This window comes from Streptomyces sp. NBRC 109706, assembly GCF_000974485.1.
GTDB lineage: Bacteria > Actinomycetota > Actinomycetes > Streptomycetales > Streptomycetaceae > Streptomyces.
In genome coordinates this window covers 69,945-86,355 of the sequence record NZ_BBOM01000009.1, presented here as the reverse complement: position 1 = coordinate 86,355, position 16,411 = coordinate 69,945, and the positions used below count along the sequence as shown (strand labels likewise).

The window sequence follows — 16,411 nt, the reverse complement described above, 5'->3', positions numbered from 1 at the left end:
CCCTCCCGCCTCTTCCCTTTTCTCAGCTGCCGTCGCCGTACTCGTGCCCGAGCAGCGCGGCGGCCCGTTCGGCGAGCGAGCCGTCCGGCGCGGCCAGCCGGCGGCGGGCGTAGGCGAGCACCGCCGACTGGCGTTCGGCCAGCTCGGCGGCCGGCGCCGGCTCGGCCCCCGCCGGCGCGAACTCCGGTGCCCAGACGACGACTCGGCGTCGCGCCGCCGGCACCAGCAGCGCCGTCGCCGGCACCGCCCCGGCGCCGACGAACTCCCGTCCGTCGTCGGACATCCCCAGGTCGAACTCGACGCCGTCGCCGCGCGCCCGCAGCGGCGCCGCCACCGCCTCGGCCGGGGCGCCCGGCGCGCGGGGCACCGCCACCTCAAGCAGCGAACGTTCCTGCCGCCGCACCAGCGCCCAGCGCAGCCCGGCACCCGCGTCCACCAGGCCGGCCGGCACCAGCGTCCAGTCCACCGGGCCGCCGCCGCTCGGCCCGCCGAGGCCGGCGTCGACCGTGCCGCCGGCGGCCAGCGCCCAGGCCGCCGGCCGGGGCTCGGTGCGTGCCGGCACGGTCGGCGGCACCCCCCAGACCTCCGCGACCTCGGCCAGCCGGTCCGCCAACTCCAGTGCCTGTTCGCCCAGTTCGGGGTGGTCGAAGAGGGCGGTCAGCGCGGCCGGCGGATGCCCGGACGCGGTGGCCCGCAGCAGCAGCCGCTCCACCGCGTCCTCGTCGTCCAGCAGCTCCTCCACATCGGCGGCGACGACGGCCGCCTCCACGCGGCGTGGCACGGCCGGCAGCGCCGGCACGCCGGCCACGAAGGAGGCCGGCCACCATGCCTCCTGCCAGCCCAGCAGCGCCAGCCGCCGCAGCGCCAGCGCCACGGGCGACCGTCCGGCGTCCTCCGGCAGCGTGATCTCGACGGGCTCCGCGCCGTCGGCGACGGCCAGCACGGTGTCGGCGGCCGAGCCGTACAGCTGCCACAGCCAGTCGGCGGCCAGCGCGGCATCGTGGATCTCGGCCGCCGGCACCGCCGACTCGGCCGGCACGTCCCAGGTCAGCACCGCGCCCCTGGCCTCGACCAGCGCCGTCCACTCCGGGTGCGCCGGCGGTTCGCCCACCCGCAGCGTCCCGCCGGTCCGCCGCACCCGCACCGTCGTCCCGTTCATGACCGACCCTCCTCACCGGCCGGCGAAGCCGTCGGTGAAGCCGCCGGCCGGCCCGTGGCCGGGCCGGTCGTCGAGGCCCGGTCCAACACCGCGCGCAGCCGGTCCCGTTGGTCCATGATCACGGAGCGCAGCACCCCGTCCAGCAGATCCCACAGCCCGTCGGCGGCCAGCGGTTCGGCGCGCAGCTCCCGGCCGTGCAGCCGCACCCACAGCCGACGCAGATACGCCTGCCGCACCTCGGAAACGCCGGCGCCCGCCGGCTGGGGCAGCCGCAGCGCGCGATGCACAAAGGGCTCACGCCGCCAACGGGCCGCCAACCTGACCGCCGCATCGGTGCCGGCCGCGCCCGTGGCCCGTTCCGGTTCGAGCCCGGCGCTGGCCCGCCGCCCCAGCACCATGGTGAGCCGGCCCGCCTCGTCGGCCAGCTGCCAGGGCGCCGCCGAACGGTGGATCTCCTGCCGGACCAGCGCCGGGATGCCCGGCATGGTGGACCGCTGGAAGGTGGTGGTGAACCCGGCGAACAGCCGCTCGAAGACGGAACGGTCGAAGGGCGGCGGCAGGTTCCGCTTGGAGGCCCGTTCGCCCAACTCGGGCGCCACCACCCGCTCCCGCCTGGTCAGCCCGCAGTCCAGCGCGGCTCCCGGCGCCAACAGCGAGACGGCGTCCCGCGAGCCGAGCCCCTGGGCCAGCAGCGCGTCCAGCAGCGCCCGGTCGGGGCCGGTGGCCAGCTGATCGAGCAGGGTGGTCAACTCGGGCGGATCGGGCGAAACTTCGGCGGCGGGGACGACGCGGACGGCGGACGCCCGGTCGGCCCAGGCGGCCGTCAACTCCGCGCTCAGCGCCGCCGACCGGACCGGGTCGGTGACAAAGCGGCGCAGCGCCTCCACCGTCAGTTCGCCGGCCGCCTCGCGGATCTCGTCGACCGCCTCCGCGGCCACCCGCTGGGCGTCCCGGCCCGGCGGGCCCAGCGTGCTGGCCAGCTCGTAGCAGCGCTGGAAGTAACGGTCCTGCGGGTTGCCCTCGGTGATCCGGGCGGCGCGTCTGGCCCGCTTCAGCTCGGTGAACCAGGCGGCGGTCGCGGCCAGTCGGGGCCCAGCCTCGCGCAACGTGGCGCGCAGCTCGTCGACATGCTCGCCACGCACCGGTCCTGCGGCGAACCTCGGGTTGAGGACGGGGCGCAGCACCAGCGGATCGAGCAGCAGCTTCACCGTGCGGGCCAGCGGCTGGCCGAGGCCGTTGCTCAACGGGGCGACATCCGCCCCGAACTCGGCCCAGACCTCGGCGATCAGCAGCGCCCTCGGCACGGTCGCCGGCGCGCGGGCGGTGGTGGCGGTCGGGGGGCACATGCTCGCATGGTAACCGGCCCGATCTGCGCGGTGATCCGGTAACGGCGGGTCCGGCGATCCGGTGAGGGCCGGCCCGGGGATCCGGTAGGAGGCGGCCCGGCCCGTTTCTGTGATCGGTAGCTGTGGGGCGCCCGGCACCGTGGAACTCCCAAGCCCGCGACGGGAGGAGAGGACCGTGCGACACCAGGCCAGCTTCGCGGCGTCGACCGGCGGAACGAGCCGGCGGAACCCGCCGCGCGTACCAGGGCTGATCACCTCGCCCTACGGCACACCGGACGAGCCGCGCACTCCCGTCGGGGGCCGGCCGAGGCGCGGTGTCGGCCTGCGCGTCGCGCTGCTGCCGCTGGGCATCATCGGCCTGGTCTTCGGCAGCATCTGGCACTTCATGCCCGACCCCACCGTCTCCGTCCAGCCGGGGCTCGGCATCGCCGCGACCCCGAGGGGCGCGCTGGCGCTGGTGCCCTACGAGCGGGACGGCAGCTCCAACCCGGTCCAGATGATCAGCGGCGACACCTGGCAGAAGCGGCTGGTCGCGGTGGACCTGAACACCGGCGACCGGGTCTGGGACGTCAAGCTGTCCGGCGAACTCATCTGGGAGGCCGCCGTGTTGGCGACCAGCCCGGAGTACGCCTACCTGGTCACCGACGACGGGCTGCGGATCGTCGATCTGGTCGACGGCTCGACCGTCGCGCATCCGGACGAGATCCCCGGGCTCGGCGCCGACTACATCGCCTCGGACAGCGCCTACGCCTATGACAGCGCCCGCCGCGCGGTGGTGGCCCTGGACATGATGGGCGAGGTGCGCGCCATCCCGCTGGGCGGGATCGAGGCGGCCCCGGCCGACGAGGACACCACGGCCACCTGGGCGGACCGTCTCGGTGAGAGTTCGCCGAGCGTGGACACCGAGGCCACCACCGGGAGTTCGGCCTCCGCCGGCGACTTCGGCTCCGTGCAACTGCGGCCCAGATCGCCCGGCGCCCCGGCCGGCACCCTGGTGCTCACCGATCCGGAGGGACGGGAACGGCAATTGGGCGGGCAGGTCTTCCGGGACGGGGAGATCCTGCTCACCTCGGGGCTGCGGTCGGCGATGGTCGAGGCGGTGGGCCTGGAGGGCGTCGACTCCCTGCCGGCCGAGGAGTTGGCCGAACAGCTGATCGGGATGCTGCCCGAGGAGATGCCGCCCTCGGTGACGGAGCAGCTGCGCGAGCAGCTGGAGGCGGCGCTCGACACCGGGGCCGAGGGGCTGCCCGGCCTGCCCGGGCTGCCGGACACCGCATGGCTGCCGGGCCTGCCCGGCGCGGCCGACCTGGACGAGCCCACGTTGGTCGCCATGGGCGCCGACCAGGGGCATGTGCTGATCCAGGACGCCGACGACGCGGCGGGCGAGAACTACCGGCTGACGGTGGTCTCCCTGGAGACCGGCGAGATCGTCTCCAGCCGCGTCATCGGCGCCGAGCTGGGCAACCCCCTCTCGGCGCCCGGCGGTCTGAGCGTGCTGCCCGCCGCACCGCCGGACCAACCGTTCGACCGGGTCGACGAGTTGCTGCTGGTCGACCCGGACGGCTCGCTGCGGGTGGTCGCCATCGGCGGCACCGACTTCTTCGGCAACCCGAACTGAACGAACCCGTTTCGCGGATCCGCCGTATTCGCTTTCGAAAGGAACCACGACCATGAAGGTGTTCGCCTGGCTGCTCGCCGCGATCGGCGTCGGGCTCTGCGTCCCCTACGTGCTGACCGGCCTGGACGGGGAGGACGGCCTCGCCTGGCTCAACGGCTGGCTGATCGGCCCGGTCCTGATGCTCTTTGTCGTCCCCCATCTCTTCACCATGGGCCGGCTGTTGGAGGGCGCCAACATCAGCGGCGGCGTGCCGAAGAAGTTCCGCGACGCGCCCATCGGCATGGGCACCGTGGTCTCGCTGGAGCGCACCGGGCTGACCGTCAACGACCGGCCGCAGATGGACATCCTGCTCAATGTCGACACCCTGGACGGCCAGTCCTTCCGTGGTGTGGCCAGGCACCTCCTGGACCATGCGGAGCTGTCCTTCGTGGGTCCCGGCACCGTGGTGCCGGTGCGCTATCTGCCGGGCAGCACCGACGGCAAGGTGGCGCTCGCCACCGACGCGCCGGTGGAGGAGTCGCAGGCGGCGATCAACCGGGTCAGGGTCGCCAAGGGGGAGATGACGCCCAAGCAGCTGCGGATCGCCGAGGCCGGCTATCTCACCCGGGCCGTGGTGCTGGAGATGCGGCCCACCGGCGAGGTGGAGGGCGACCGTTCGGTTCTGCGGTTCACGCTGCGGGTGAGCCGCCCCGACGGGTCCACCTTCGATGTCGAGCAGCGCAAGGCGGTGCCGCCGTCGGCGATCCCGCAGCTCCAGCCGGGCATGGTGGTCAGGGCGCAGTACCTGCCGCACGACGAGTCCGAGGTCGTGCTGGCCATCCGCGCCAACGCCTGAGCGGCCGACCCGCGCCACCGCCCTGAGCCGGCGCGGCGTCCGCCCGAGCCGGCGCGTCGCCGTCCGCCGGTCGCGCCCGGTCCGGCGCCGGGTGGGAGCCGGGGCCCCGGGGTGGGCAGGGATAGACCTGGACGCCACGGCGGAGGGCCGGCGGCGAGGCGGCCCACCCGTAACGATCGGGCGGGGCCGGACCACCAGCGGGACCCGGGCACCACTCGGGAGCCCCCAGGGAAGAAAGATTCTCATGGCGCGGGAAGGCACAACGGGCGCGGGCGGTAGAGAGGACACAACGGGGGCCGGCGGGTCGGGGTGGGAGTTCGAGGACGATCGGGGGGTCCGGGTGACGCTGCCCCGTCGACCGGAGCGGATCGTCGCCTATGCGCAGATCGCGGCGGCGCTCTGGGACGAGGGGGTCCGCCCGGCGGGGCACTTCGGTTCGCAGCACGACGGGGACACCCCCGACCCGGCGAAGTCGGGGCTGCTGCCGCTGGACGAGGTTCCGTACTACGGCGCCGGCGGCGCCCTGCACATCGAGCGACTGCTGGCCGCCGACCCCGAGCTGCTGGTCGGCGTGACCTATGACGGCAAGTCGCTCTACGGCGTCGACGAGCGGGTGGCGGAGGAGCTGGCGGCCCGGGTCCCGGTGGTCGCGCTGGACGTGGGCCCGGGGCGTGGGCTGGGCGAGGTGGCGGCGCGGCTGGTCGAGCTGGCCCTGGCCCTGGGCGCGGTGCCGGCGGAGGGCGCCGACCAACTGGCGGGCGCCGGCGAGCGGTTGCGCGCGGTGGCGGGCTCGGGGGCCGAGGTCAGGGTGCTGGCGCTGTCCCCGGCCGGGGCCGACACGGCCTATCTGGCCAGGGGAACGGTCTGGCCGGATCTGCGGGCGCTGGCCGAGCAGGGGGTGACGCTGGTCGCGCCGCCGGCGGGGGAGGGGATGAACTGGGCGACCGGCGGCTGGGCGGACGCCCTGGCGCTCGCGCCCGGCATCGTGCTGACCGATGTGCGGGCCAACGCGGCCAGGCCCGATGTCTTCGGGAACACCGACGGCTGGCGGGCGTTGGCGGACGCGGCGGTGGTGGTGCCCTGGAATCCGGAGCTGCCGCCCAGCCGTTCGGCGCAGGCCAGGTTCTTCGAGACGCTGGCCGACGCCATCGGCCGGGCGCGCGGGGAGTGACCCGCCCGACGGGCGCCGGGAGCCGCCGCTCCCGGCGCCCGGTCGGGCGTGTCACCGCCGGTCGGGGGACCGAGGGGTCAGCAGCTGAGGTCGCGCAGATAGGCGTAGCCGACGTCGGCGCTGTGCAGCGGGGTCACATCCGGGGTGTCGTTCTCCACGATGTACTCCTGCACCGGGTGGGCACGGAAGATCCGGGGGAAGTCGATCATGCCGGTGCCGGGGTCCGCCATGTCGCCGGTCTCCGGGTCGCGGTCCTTCACGTGGTACTGGAGGGTCCGCTGGGGAGCCGAGCGGATCACGTCCAGGGTGTAGCGCTCGGGGTCGTCGACGCCGTCGCCGCCCTCGATGGCGGCGGTGACGGCCCAGTAGATGTCGATCTCCAGATGGACCAGGCGCGGGTCGAGCTCGGAGGTGAGGATCGACCAGGGCGTCAGCCCGCCGCCCAGGTCGGTGGTGAACTCGTGCGCGTGGTTGTGGTAGCCGTAACGCAGCCCGTAGCGGCGGGCCCTGGCCGCCTCGTGGTTCATCTGCTCGGCCCAGCGCCGCCAGTCGTCGGCGTCGTCGGAGGAGAGCCAGGGCACGTTGACATAGGACTGTCCCAGGGTTCTGGCGTCCTTCAGCTTGGTCTTCAGCGCCGCCTCGTCCGGGCTGATGTCGTTGTGGCTTGAGGTGGCTCGGATGCCCAACTGCCGGTAGAACGAGCGGAGTTCCTTGGCGGTCCGGCCGAAGAAGCCCAGCGCCTGCTCGACCCTCGGGTAGCCGGCGTCGGCGATATGGCGCAGCGAGTCGTCGAAGCCAGGCTCGCCGTTGAGCGCGTCCCGCACGGTGTAGAGCTGGATGCTGATCCGGTCCCTCGGCACCCGGAGCCGGCCGCCCCCACGGCGGGGCGCGGCCGAGGCCGCCGGGGCGGCCGCCACACCGGCGGCGACGGCCGAGGCGCCCAGCGCGCCGGCGGCGGCGCCGCGCAGCATCGCGCGTCTGCTGGGGGAGAGCCCGGCACGGGCGGTGGCCAGTGCCTTGTCGTCAGATATTCCGTAACACATGGGCGGTGTCCTGCCGTTCCTACGAGGTGCGAATCCTGCGTACTGCACGACGGGCGGGACGCCTGCACCGCGTTCGCCACGGCGCACAACGTAGGAATGCCTTTGCCCCGCGTCAAGAGAAAGTTCCGCCCGGCCCGGCGAAAGTGCGCGCCGGGACGCTCCCGGACACCCCCCCCGCGCAATGGTTCAGACCTTTTACCCGGCGAGCCCTGGCGGGCCACCTCGGTCGGGGGTTAGCGTCGACGAGGCCCTACGAGATCCCGGGAGTCGGCACGTGCGGGACGACGCGCAGCAGACCACAACAGCCACCACCGGCGAGACCAGCGAGAACACCGGCGGGAACACCGGCGGGGCGCCGCCCCTCATCCCCCGCCCCGAGACGCTGCGGACACGTCCGGGGCGCCTCGTCCTCGGCCCCGAAGCGGGCGTCCAAGCACCGGACGACATCGCCGGGTTGGTCCGCGGATACCTCGGCCTCACCGGCTCGGGGCCCGGCGTCGAGCTGACCCTGCGGGACGACGCGACGCTCGGCGACGAGGGCTACCGGTTGGTGGTCGACGAGCAGGGCGCGCGCGGCGCCGCCGCCACCGCGACGGGCCTGCGCTGGGCGGTCCAGACCCTGCGCCAGCTCTGGCGCGACGGCGGCCTGCCGCTGGTGGAGATCGAGGACCGGCCGCGCTACGCCTGGCGCGGCTCCCATCTGGACGTGGCGCGGCACTGGTTCCCGCTGTCGTTCCTGCGTCGCTATGTCGACCTGATGGCGCTCTACAAGCTGAACACCCTCCATCTCCACCTCACCGACGACCAGGGATGGCGGTTCGAGGTGGCGCGCTATCCGCTGCTCACCGAGATCGGCGCGCACCGCACCGGTTCCGTGGTCGGCCACGCGCGCGAGGGGCGCGCCGACTCCGTGCCGCACGGCGGCTTCTACACCCAGCGCGAGCTGCGCGAACTGGTCGACCACGCGGCCGCGCGCGGGGTGCGGATCATGCCCGAGATCGACGCGCCGGGCCATATGCAGGCCGCCATCTCGGCCTACCCCTGGCTCGGCAACGACCCCGCCCGCCAACTGCCGGTGCGCATCGAATGGGGCATCTCCCGCCATGTGCTCAACGCCCGTGAGCGGACGGTGGAGTTCGTCACCGATGTGCTGGACGAGCTGCTGGACGTCTTCCCGTTCGAGTACGTGCATATCGGCGGCGACGAGGTGCCCACCCACGAGTGGGTGGCCAGCCCTGAGGCACGCGAACGGGCGGCGGCCGAGGGCCTGGCCGGTCCCGAGCGGCTGCTGGGCTGGTGGTCGGGGCGGCTGGCCGACCATCTGACCAAGCGCGGACGGCGGGTCGCCGTCTGGGACGAGCTGATCGAGGAGGGCGTGCCCGAGGGCGCGGCCGTCTTCGCCTGGCAGAACCAGGAGCGGGTGGCGCTCGCCCAACGCGCGGGCCTCGACCTGGTCGCCGTCCCCCAGCAGTACACCTATCTCGACTACGCGGAGAGCGGCGATCCGGCCGAACCCCTGGCCATCGGCACCGGACTCCCGCTCGCCAGGGTCCACGGCTACCAGCCGCCGGCCTCCGCGCTCGGCATCCAGGGACAGTTGTGGAGCGAATACCTCCCGACGCCGGCGGACGTGGAATGGCGGGCGTTTCCCCGGCTGGCGGCCATCGCCGAGACCGGCTGGTCGTCGGCGGAACGGGACTTCGCCGAATTCCGGGCGCGGCTGACCGGACACCTCCCGCTGCTCGACGCCCTCGACGTCCACTACCGCCCGCTGTCCGCGCCCTGACCGGCACCCGCTGAGAGACAGCCCCCGACGCCCCGGCACCCGACCCGTGCCGGGGCGTCCGCCGTTGCGCGAGCCCAGAAAACGTGCACTGTTCCCACCCGGGCATTCCGGCCGGTCACCCACCCCTTTCGCGCCCGCTAGCTGGCTGTATACAGTGACAAGGGCCGCGTTATCGCCCGAGCGCCCGAGTCAGCAGGCACAGCGTCGTGCCCTGTGCCAGGCTCGGAGCACGATCACCCTCCCGACGGAACCCCCGCGTGGGGTCCTTTGGGATGCCAGGAGTTGGAGGACGCCGTGCCTTTGCACGAGAGGTCAGAGAGTGTCTATGCCGAGGTACTGGCCAGGAACCCGGGGGAGGACGAGTTCCACCAGGCCGTCCGGGAGGTGCTGGAGAGCATCGGCCCCGTCCTCGGCAAGCACCCCCGGTACACCGACGCCAAGATCGTCGCCCGCCTCTGCGAGCCCGAACGGCAGATCATCTTCCGCGTCCCCTGGGAGGACGACCGCGGCGAGATCCATATCAACCGTGGCTTCCGCGTCGAGTTCAACAGCACTCTCGGCCCCTACAAGGGCGGCCTGCGCTTCCACCCCTCCGTCCGGCTCGGCACCGTCAAGTTCCTCGGCTTCGAGCAGATCTTCAAGAACGCGCTGACCGGGCTGCCCATCGGCGGCGGCAAGGGTGGCGCCGACTTCGACCCCAAGGGCCGCTCGGACCGCGAGGTGATGCGGTTCTGTCAGAGCTTCATGACCGAACTGCACCGGCACATCGGCGAGTACACCGACGTGCCGGCCGGTGATGTCGGCGTCGGCGGCCGCGAGATCGGCTATCTCTTCGGCCAGTACAAGCGGATCACCAACCGCTACGAGTCCGGCGTGCTCACCGGCAAGGGCCTCACCTACGGCGGCGCCCAGGTCCGCGCCGAGGCCACCGGCTACGGCTGTGTCTTCTTCGTCCAGGAGATGCTGCTGGCCAGGGGCGACAGCCTGGAGGGCAAGACCGTCACCGTCTCGGGCTCCGGCAATGTCGCCATCTACGCCATAGAGAAGGCCCACCAGCTCGGCGCCAAGGTGGTCGGCTGCTCCGACTCCGGCGGCTATGTCCACGACGAGAAGGGCATCGACGTCGCCCTGCTCAAGGAGATCAAGGAAGAACGGCGCGCCCGGCTCGACGTCTACGCCGACACCGTCCGCCACGCCAGGTTCGTCCCCGGCCGACAGGTCTGGGACATCCCCTGCCAGGTGGCCCTGCCCTGCGCCACCCAGAACGAGATCACCGGCAAGGAGGCGGCGCTGCTGGTCGAGAACGGCTGCCGCGCGGTCGGCGAGGGCGCCAACATGCCCACCACGCCCGAGGGCATCCGGATCTTCCAGGACGCCGGCGTCGCCTACGGCCCCGGCAAGGCGGCCAACGCGGGCGGCGTCGCCACCTCGGCGCTGGAGATGCAGCAGAACGCCTCCCGCGACTCCTGGAGCTTCGACTACTCCGAGCGCCGGTTGCAGGAGATCATGCGCGGCATCCACACCAGCTGCGCCCGGACCGCCGAGGAGTACGGCATGCCGGGCAACTATGTGGCCGGCGCCAATATCGCCGCCTACACCAAGGTCGCCGACGCCATGCTCTCCCTCGGCCTGATCTGAACCCTCATCGCATGTGGGGGGTGGTCAGCGCCGCGTCCGGGCGGCGCACTCCACGCAGGTGCGGGCGGTGGGCCGGGCCTCCAGACGGCCGGGGGCGATCGGCCCGCCGCAGCGTTCACACACCCGGTAGCGGCCCTCGCGGAGTCGTTCGGCGGCCAGGTTCAGGGCGTCCAACTCGGCGCGCACCTGATCCCTTCTGGCCCTGAGCTGTTCGCGTTCGAACGCGATGGTCGCGCCCTCCGGATCGTGCTCGTCGTCGTTGTTGGTGCCGGCGGCGGCGTCCACCACGCCGTCCCAGAGCCGGGTGAGGGAGGCGGCGAGCCGTTCCGCCTCGTCCCTGGCCCGCTCGATCCGCTCGGCCGCCGCCCGGTCCTCGTCCGACGGCGGCGGGGGTGGTGTGCTCCGTTCCATGGGGAAGAGCACACCACCCCGACGCCGCCGACGGAACAACGACCCCCGGCCGTCCCCGGGCCCTACTAGACTCACCCGGATGCCGAACGAGCGAGAACGCCCGCCGCTGGTCGCCGACGAACGCACCCAACTGCTCGGCTGGTTGGAACTCCAGCGCCGAATCGTGCGGATGAAGTGCGAGGACCTGACCGAGACCGACGCGCACCGGTCCGTGCTGCCCGGCTCCCCACTGATGACCGTGGCAGGACTGGTCCGCCATCTGCGCTGGGTCGAGCACTCCTGGTTCGAGGTGAAGTTCCTCGACCGCCCCCGCGCCGACAACCCGGAGTACTCCGGCGTCGAGGACGACGGACTGCGCGCCGACGGCATCCCGTTGGCCCGGCTGCTCGACGAGTACACCCGCCAGTGCGCCGTCACCGACGAGATCGCCGCGGCCCACTCCCTGGACGACGCCGGCCGCAACCTGACCCTCCCCGACGGCGGGGCGAGCCTGCGCTGGATGCTGCTGCACATGCTGGAGGAGACCGCCCGCCACGCCGGCCATCTCGACCTCATCCGCGAACAGCTCGACGGGCGCACCGGCTATTCGTGAGACGCCCGCCCTCCCGCTTCGACCGGCGGACGGCGACCCTGCACCGAGTAGAAGACGCTGGACGCGGCGCGGAACGACGGATCGTTCATCACCGCCCGCACCTCGGCCAGTTCCCCGTCCGTCAGGCCGGCGGCCAGCAGCCGGTCCCTGAGGTGGTGGGTGTGGTGGATCTGCAGCCGCAGGCTGGCCGACTCGGGGGTGCGCAGCTCGATATGCGGCCGCGGATCGATCTCCACCAGCCCCGCGTCGCGCATCGCCGAGGCCGCCTGCCGCCCCCAGTGCGGATCGCCACCGGCCTCGCGCAGCACCGCCGCCTTGGCGGCCAGGAACTTCCGGTACAGCAGCTCGGCACGCGGATGCGGGGTCAGCAGCGGCGGCTCGTAGGAGACGTCGAACTCGTCGATCTGCAGCCAGCCGCCGGGCGCCAACGCCCCGGCCAGCCGCTCGACCACGGCCTGTCGATCCGGCAGATGCTGGAGCAGCAGCCGCACCACGATCAGGTCGAACCGCCCCGGCGGCATCGGGTCGGCCACGATGTCATGGGCCAGCGGCAGCAGCCCGGGCCCGGTCAGCTCGGGCGAGGGCGCCAGATCGGTGGCGACCACCACGCCCTCGGGCACCACCCGCTCCGCCAGCCAGCGCGCCACGCTGCCCCCGCCGGCGCCCACATCGAGGCAGCGCCAGCCCCTGGTGACACCGGTGGCGGCCAGCCGGGTCAGGGTGACCGGGTCGAACGCGGCCGAGAGCCATCGGTGGTGCTCGCCGCTGTGCACCCGGTGCGGTGCGAAGACATAGTGCGGGTCGGCCGTCGGCGGCCGGTCGGGCATCATGTCCACCGCCCGGTGCCCGAGGTGTCGGAGCGGCCGGTCAGCCGCTCCAGCAGCGCCTGCCGGCGGACCTTCCCGGTGCCGGTGCGGGGCACCGTCGCCTCGGTGACGGCCACCGGCTCGGCCAGCGGGGTCAGGTCGGCGACGGCGCTCTTGAACGCCACCGCGTCCAGCGTCCCGTCGGCCGTGACCAGCACCGGCAGCGGGCGCCCGCCCGCCGGGGTGAGCACCACACACTCCCGCACCCAGGGCAGCCGGCTCTCCAGCACATCCTCCAGTTCGAGACAGCTGACCCCGGGCGCGTGGTCCACCTCCCGGTCCAGCAGCCGCACCGCCCCCGACCGGTCGCGGACGGCGATATCGCCCGTGTTCCACCAGGCGCCCCGCGCCTTGGCCTGCCAGCGGCCCACCTCCCCGATATAGGACGGCGCGCGGGCCGCCGTCCGGGCCAGCACCAGCCCGGGCCTGCCCGGCGGCAGCGGCGCGAACGTCCTCGGATCGACCACCCGCAGCCGGGTCCTGAACGGCACCGGACGACCCAGGTTCCGGGCGTCGGCGGCATCGGTACGACGCAGCCCCCGCCGGGTGTGGAAACGGAACGTCAACGGGCCCGTCTCCGTCTGCCCCCAGCCCTGCATCCACACCGCGCCCCGCCGCCCGGTGGCCCCCAGATAGGCGCGCAACGTCGGCGGATGCACCGCGTCATAGGTGCTGACAAAGAGCCGCACCCGGCGGAACGGCTGGTCCAACCGGGCGGTCAGCGGCCGGAGTTCGGCGAAGGTGGCGGGCAGCGCCTCCAACACCGTCGGCGGATGGGCGCGCAGGAAGAGATCCGCCTCGGCCACGGTCTGGCGGGTGAGGATCGCGATCTCCCTGGGCGCCAGACAGAACACGCTCGCCGTCCAGCAGAACGTCCGACCGTGTGCGTAGGAGCTGGCGTTGACCACCGTGTCGTCCCGGCGGACGGCGATCTTCGGCAGCCGCACCGACTCGAAACGGGCCAGCTGGTGGATGATCGTCCTGGTCGAGTGACCCACCAGCTTGGGCACCCCGGTGGTGCCCGAGGTGTGGTGGATGACCAGAAGCTCGTCATCGTGCCGCGTCCTGGGCGCGGGCGCGGCGCCGCCGTGCACCGCGTCCACCGGGATCGCGCCCTCGGCCGGCCCGTCCAGCACCACCGTGCGCTCCGCCGACCCCGCCGGGTCGAGCCCGCCGGCGCGCTCCCGCCGCAGCAGCGCCGCCGTGGTGACCAGCAGCCGTGGGCTCAGCCGCGACAGCAGCACCATCAGCGGCTCGCCGGTCAGCCGCGCGGTCAGCTGGGCCGGCACGGCGCCGAGCCTGATGGCGGCGCAGGCCAGCAGATCGTAGTCCCAGTGGTTGTCCTTGACGATCGCCACCCGGTCCCCGACGCCCACGCCGGCAGCGGCCAGCCAGCCGGCCGTCTCCTCGACAAGCGTGGCGAGTTGGGCCAGGTCATAGCTGGTCCGTGGCTCCGTCGGCAGATCGAAAGGACGGTCGAGACGGACCACGGTCGCGCCACCCCGCCGGGCGCACTCGTCGAAGAGCACCCCCATGTCATGCGGTCTCACCGGCTGACTCCTTCCTCTTGTGTCCACGCCCGGGCGGTGTCCCGCGCCTCGGCGCCCAGCCTGCTGAGCACCCGCGCCGCGGCCAGTGCCCCGGAACGCACCGCGCCCTCGCTGGCCGGACGCAGCACGACCCAGTCCCCGGCGTACTCCACCGGGCCCGGCGCCCGGTCCTGGAACGCGGCGCGCAACCCCAACGCGGTCGGCGTCGCCTCGGGCAGACCGTGGGCGAAGGCGTGCACCCGCGCCTCAAGCAGCGCGTCGGTCAGCCCCGGCACAAATCGCTCGCCGGCCCGGGTGAGCCGCATGACCACCTCGTCCGGCGGCGCGCCGAGCAGCGTCGGCACCTGCCGGGGGGTGGCGATCAGGCTCAACAGCCCGCGCCCGGCCGGCGCCCGCCCCGGATGCTTGGCGTGGTCGACGACGATCCCCGCCAGGGTGTCCTCCTCGGCCTCCGGGGTGAGCAGGACATAGGGCCCGCCCCGGCCGCGCGGCGCCAACGGGCGGCGCAGCGCGCAACTCACCTTGAGCACCGGTGTGAACGAGCAGGCGTCCAGGAACCGCCGTTCCCCGGCGGGGGCGTTGACACAGAGCTGGGACGCCACCGGCGCCGGCACCGCGACCACCACGGCCCGCGCGGTCAACGTCCCCTCGCCCAGGGTGAGTCGGGCCGTGTTCCCGTCGGCGACGACCTCCCGCACCTGGCTGCCGGTGGTGACGTCGAGCCCGGCGGCGAGCCGGCGGGCCAGGGTGTCCATGCCGTCCCGGTAGGTGCGCCAGGCCGAGACCGGGCCCACCTCCCGCAGCAGGCTCACGGCCGGCGCCGCCGTTGATCTGGCGGTGTGCCAGCCGAAGAACGCGCCGGTCAGCGGCTGCAGCAGATAGTCGTGCAGATCCGGGTGATAGCGGCGGGCGAACTCGGCGACGGTCTCCGTGCCGAGCGGGGTGCGTTCGGGGTGGTCGCAGTCCAGGGCGTCGCCGGCCCGCGCCGTCCAGGCCAGAAACCTGGCCAGATCGGGCCGGGCACGCGGGGCGAGCCCGGCCCCGGTGAGCACCGCCGACGAGCCGCCGACGCCGGTACGCGCCCGACCGTTCCGCCATACGCCGATGCCCCGGCCGATCACCGGCACCTCGGCGGGGCGCAGGCCGACCCGGCGCACCAACTGCCAGGTGGCGCGGTAGCCCTGGGACGAGATCTGCTCGGCGCCCTCGTCGATGACGAAGCCGTCCTTCCGCAGGCTGCGCATCCGGCCGCCGACCCGGTCGTGCGCCTCGAACACCCGCACCTCGCGGCCGGCGCGCCGCAGTTCGTCGGCGGCGCTCAGCCCGGCGATGCCGGCGCCCACCACCGCCACGTCCAGATCGGGCTCCGAGCTCGCGTTCATCCCCAACCCCCGGCGCCGATCGCGATGTTGACCCCGACCAGCAGCACGAAGGACAGCCGGTGGACGGTGAAGCCGAGCGCCCGCGCCCGCATGATGTCGCCCTGCCCGGGACCCCGCCCGAGGCCGGGCCCGAAGCCGAGCCCGAACTGCCGCAGCCGCAGCGCCGTCACCGGCAGCATGGCCAGCACGAACCACCAGGGCGCCACCCCGGTCAGCGAGGCCACCGCGCCGACCAGGAACTCGCCGGCCGACAGCAGCCCGATGAACAGCGCGTTCCCCCGGGGCGTGACCGAGGCCGCCACGGTGCGCCGCCCCACCGCCCGGTCGCCGGCGATGTCGTTGGTGTTGGAGTACACCCCGAACAGCAGTGGACCGCAGCCGAAGAGCACGCCCTGCACCAGGACGAACCCGGAGAACCCGCCGGCGACCAGGGCGTAGGGCGCCACCACGAGACCGACCCCGAGGCCGGCCAGGAAGATCTCCTGGAAGCCGTGGTAGCTGATCTTGACGCCGTAGGAGTACTGGAGGGCGATCACGAACACCGCCCCGATCAGGATCAGCGCCCAGCCGGGCCGGTGCGGGGCGAGCGCCACGGCGGCCGCCCAGAGCGCGGCGCCCGCGCCGGCGCAGCCCCAGGCGAAGAGATGCGCCTCCCGCAGCGTCAGCGTGCCGGCCACCAGGGGCTTGCGCAGCACATTGCGCAACGGATGGTCCGGGCCGTAGTTGGCGGCGTCGCTGCCGTCGTGGTAGCCGGTGATGTCGTCCAGGGCGACCATCGCCATCACGACAAGGATCTCGCCGAAGAGGAAGAGCGCCAGCGTCCCGGCGGCATCGGCGCCGAACCGGGCGAGGGGGAACATCGCGGCGGAGAGCGCCACCACAATGCTCGGGTAGTAGTCGTAGACGTCCAGTTTGCCCAGTCGGGCATAGCTGCGGAGCTTGCTCTCCGGACGCTGCGCGACCCGGGGTGGGGCCACGGCTTGGCTGGTCATGGGGTGGGTGCCTCCGGCATCT

At 73.6% G+C, this 16,411-nt stretch carries 14 protein-coding genes; 6 read left to right on the top strand and 8 right to left on the bottom strand.

The genetic code is table 11. The features are described from left to right. Positions 1-22 precede the first annotated feature (22 nt). Together AOM46_RS34125 and AOM46_RS19965 are read right to left on the bottom strand one after the other, a co-directional pair. Positions 23-1,159, bottom strand: coding sequence for a hypothetical protein (locus AOM46_RS34125; protein WP_062213950.1), 1,137 nt, complete (start codon positions 1,157-1,159; stop codon positions 23-25). Next, on the bottom strand, positions 1,156-2,505 hold the full coding sequence (locus AOM46_RS19965) for a hypothetical protein (protein WP_062213948.1): 1,350 nt from the start codon (positions 2,503-2,505) through the stop codon (positions 1,156-1,158). Before AOM46_RS19965 ends, AOM46_RS34125 begins: the two co-directional genes overlap by 4 nt. 175 nt (positions 2,506-2,680) lie before the next feature. On the opposite strand from AOM46_RS19965, the gene AOM46_RS19960 reads away from it, so the two are divergent. From AOM46_RS19960 to AOM46_RS34120, 3 genes are all read left to right on the top strand, one after another. Next, complete coding sequence (locus AOM46_RS19960; protein ID WP_062213946.1) at positions 2,681-4,123, top strand: PA2928 family protein; 1,443 nt, start codon at positions 2,681-2,683, stop codon at positions 4,121-4,123. Positions 4,124-4,175: 52 nt separating this feature from the next. Then, a complete protein-coding gene (locus tag AOM46_RS19955) occupies positions 4,176-4,958 on the top strand; it encodes a hypothetical protein (protein ID WP_062213944.1) in 783 nt (260 codons plus the stop codon). 340 nt (positions 4,959-5,298) lie between these two features. Continuing rightward, the gene (locus AOM46_RS34120) at positions 5,299-6,129 is read left to right on the top strand and encodes an ABC transporter substrate-binding protein (protein ID WP_234313877.1); all 831 of its coding nucleotides are present in this window, start codon (positions 5,299-5,301) and stop codon (positions 6,127-6,129) included. Between the two features lie 77 nt (positions 6,130-6,206). Here the strand turns inward: AOM46_RS34120 and AOM46_RS19945 are convergent, their stop codons facing one another. Beyond that, positions 6,207-7,172, bottom strand: coding sequence for a sugar phosphate isomerase/epimerase (locus AOM46_RS19945; protein ID WP_062213940.1), 966 nt, complete (start codon positions 7,170-7,172; stop codon positions 6,207-6,209). A gap of 274 nt (positions 7,173-7,446) precedes the next feature. Here AOM46_RS19945 and AOM46_RS19940 point away from each other — a divergent pair, with 274 nt between their 5' ends. Both AOM46_RS19940 and gdhA read left to right on the top strand, forming a co-directional pair. After that, the gene (locus tag AOM46_RS19940; protein ID WP_234313876.1) at positions 7,447-8,958 is read left to right on the top strand and encodes a beta-N-acetylhexosaminidase; all 1,512 of its coding nucleotides are present in this window, start codon (positions 7,447-7,449) and stop codon (positions 8,956-8,958) included. Positions 8,959-9,252: 294 nt separating this feature from the next. Further along, positions 9,253-10,596: an NADP-specific glutamate dehydrogenase gene (gene gdhA / locus AOM46_RS19935; RefSeq protein WP_062214361.1), complete on the top strand. Its 1,344-nt coding sequence runs from the start codon at positions 9,253-9,255 to the stop codon at positions 10,594-10,596. A 24-nt stretch (positions 10,597-10,620) separates the two neighbouring features. On the opposite strand, the gene AOM46_RS19930 is transcribed toward gdhA, so the two are convergent. Further along, positions 10,621-11,007, bottom strand: coding sequence for a TraR/DksA C4-type zinc finger protein (locus tag AOM46_RS19930; protein WP_062213938.1), 387 nt, complete (start codon positions 11,005-11,007; stop codon positions 10,621-10,623). Positions 11,008-11,086: 79 nt separating this feature from the next. Here AOM46_RS19930 and AOM46_RS19925 point away from each other — a divergent pair, with 79 nt between their 5' ends. Continuing rightward, positions 11,087-11,599 carry a DinB family protein gene (locus AOM46_RS19925; protein WP_062213936.1) on the top strand — a complete coding sequence of 171 codons (513 nt, stop codon included), beginning with the start codon at positions 11,087-11,089 and terminating at the stop codon, positions 11,597-11,599. On the opposite strand, the gene AOM46_RS19920 is transcribed toward AOM46_RS19925, so the two are convergent. The 4 genes from AOM46_RS19920 to AOM46_RS19905 are packed head-to-tail and all read right to left on the bottom strand — an operon-like array spanning position 11,590 to position 16,389. Then, a complete protein-coding gene (locus AOM46_RS19920) occupies positions 11,590-12,429 on the bottom strand; it encodes a trans-aconitate 2-methyltransferase (protein ID WP_234313875.1) in 840 nt (279 codons plus the stop codon). The two genes, AOM46_RS19925 and AOM46_RS19920, sit on opposite strands and share 10 nt — an antisense overlap. Next, positions 12,426-14,015 carry a class I adenylate-forming enzyme family protein gene (locus AOM46_RS19915; RefSeq protein WP_370592745.1) on the bottom strand — a complete coding sequence of 530 codons (1,590 nt, stop codon included), beginning with the start codon at positions 14,013-14,015 and terminating at the stop codon, positions 12,426-12,428. The genes AOM46_RS19920 and AOM46_RS19915 overlap by 4 nt, the downstream gene beginning before the upstream one ends. Next, positions 14,012-15,397, bottom strand: coding sequence for an NAD(P)/FAD-dependent oxidoreductase (locus AOM46_RS19910; protein ID WP_062213929.1), 1,386 nt, complete (start codon positions 15,395-15,397; stop codon positions 14,012-14,014). The genes AOM46_RS19915 and AOM46_RS19910 overlap by 4 nt, the downstream gene beginning before the upstream one ends. Next, on the bottom strand, positions 15,394-16,389 hold the full coding sequence (locus tag AOM46_RS19905; RefSeq protein ID WP_062213927.1) for a UbiA family prenyltransferase: 996 nt from the start codon (positions 16,387-16,389) through the stop codon (positions 15,394-15,396). Before AOM46_RS19905 ends, AOM46_RS19910 begins: the two co-directional genes overlap by 4 nt. Between the last annotated feature and the right edge of the window lie 22 nt (positions 16,390-16,411).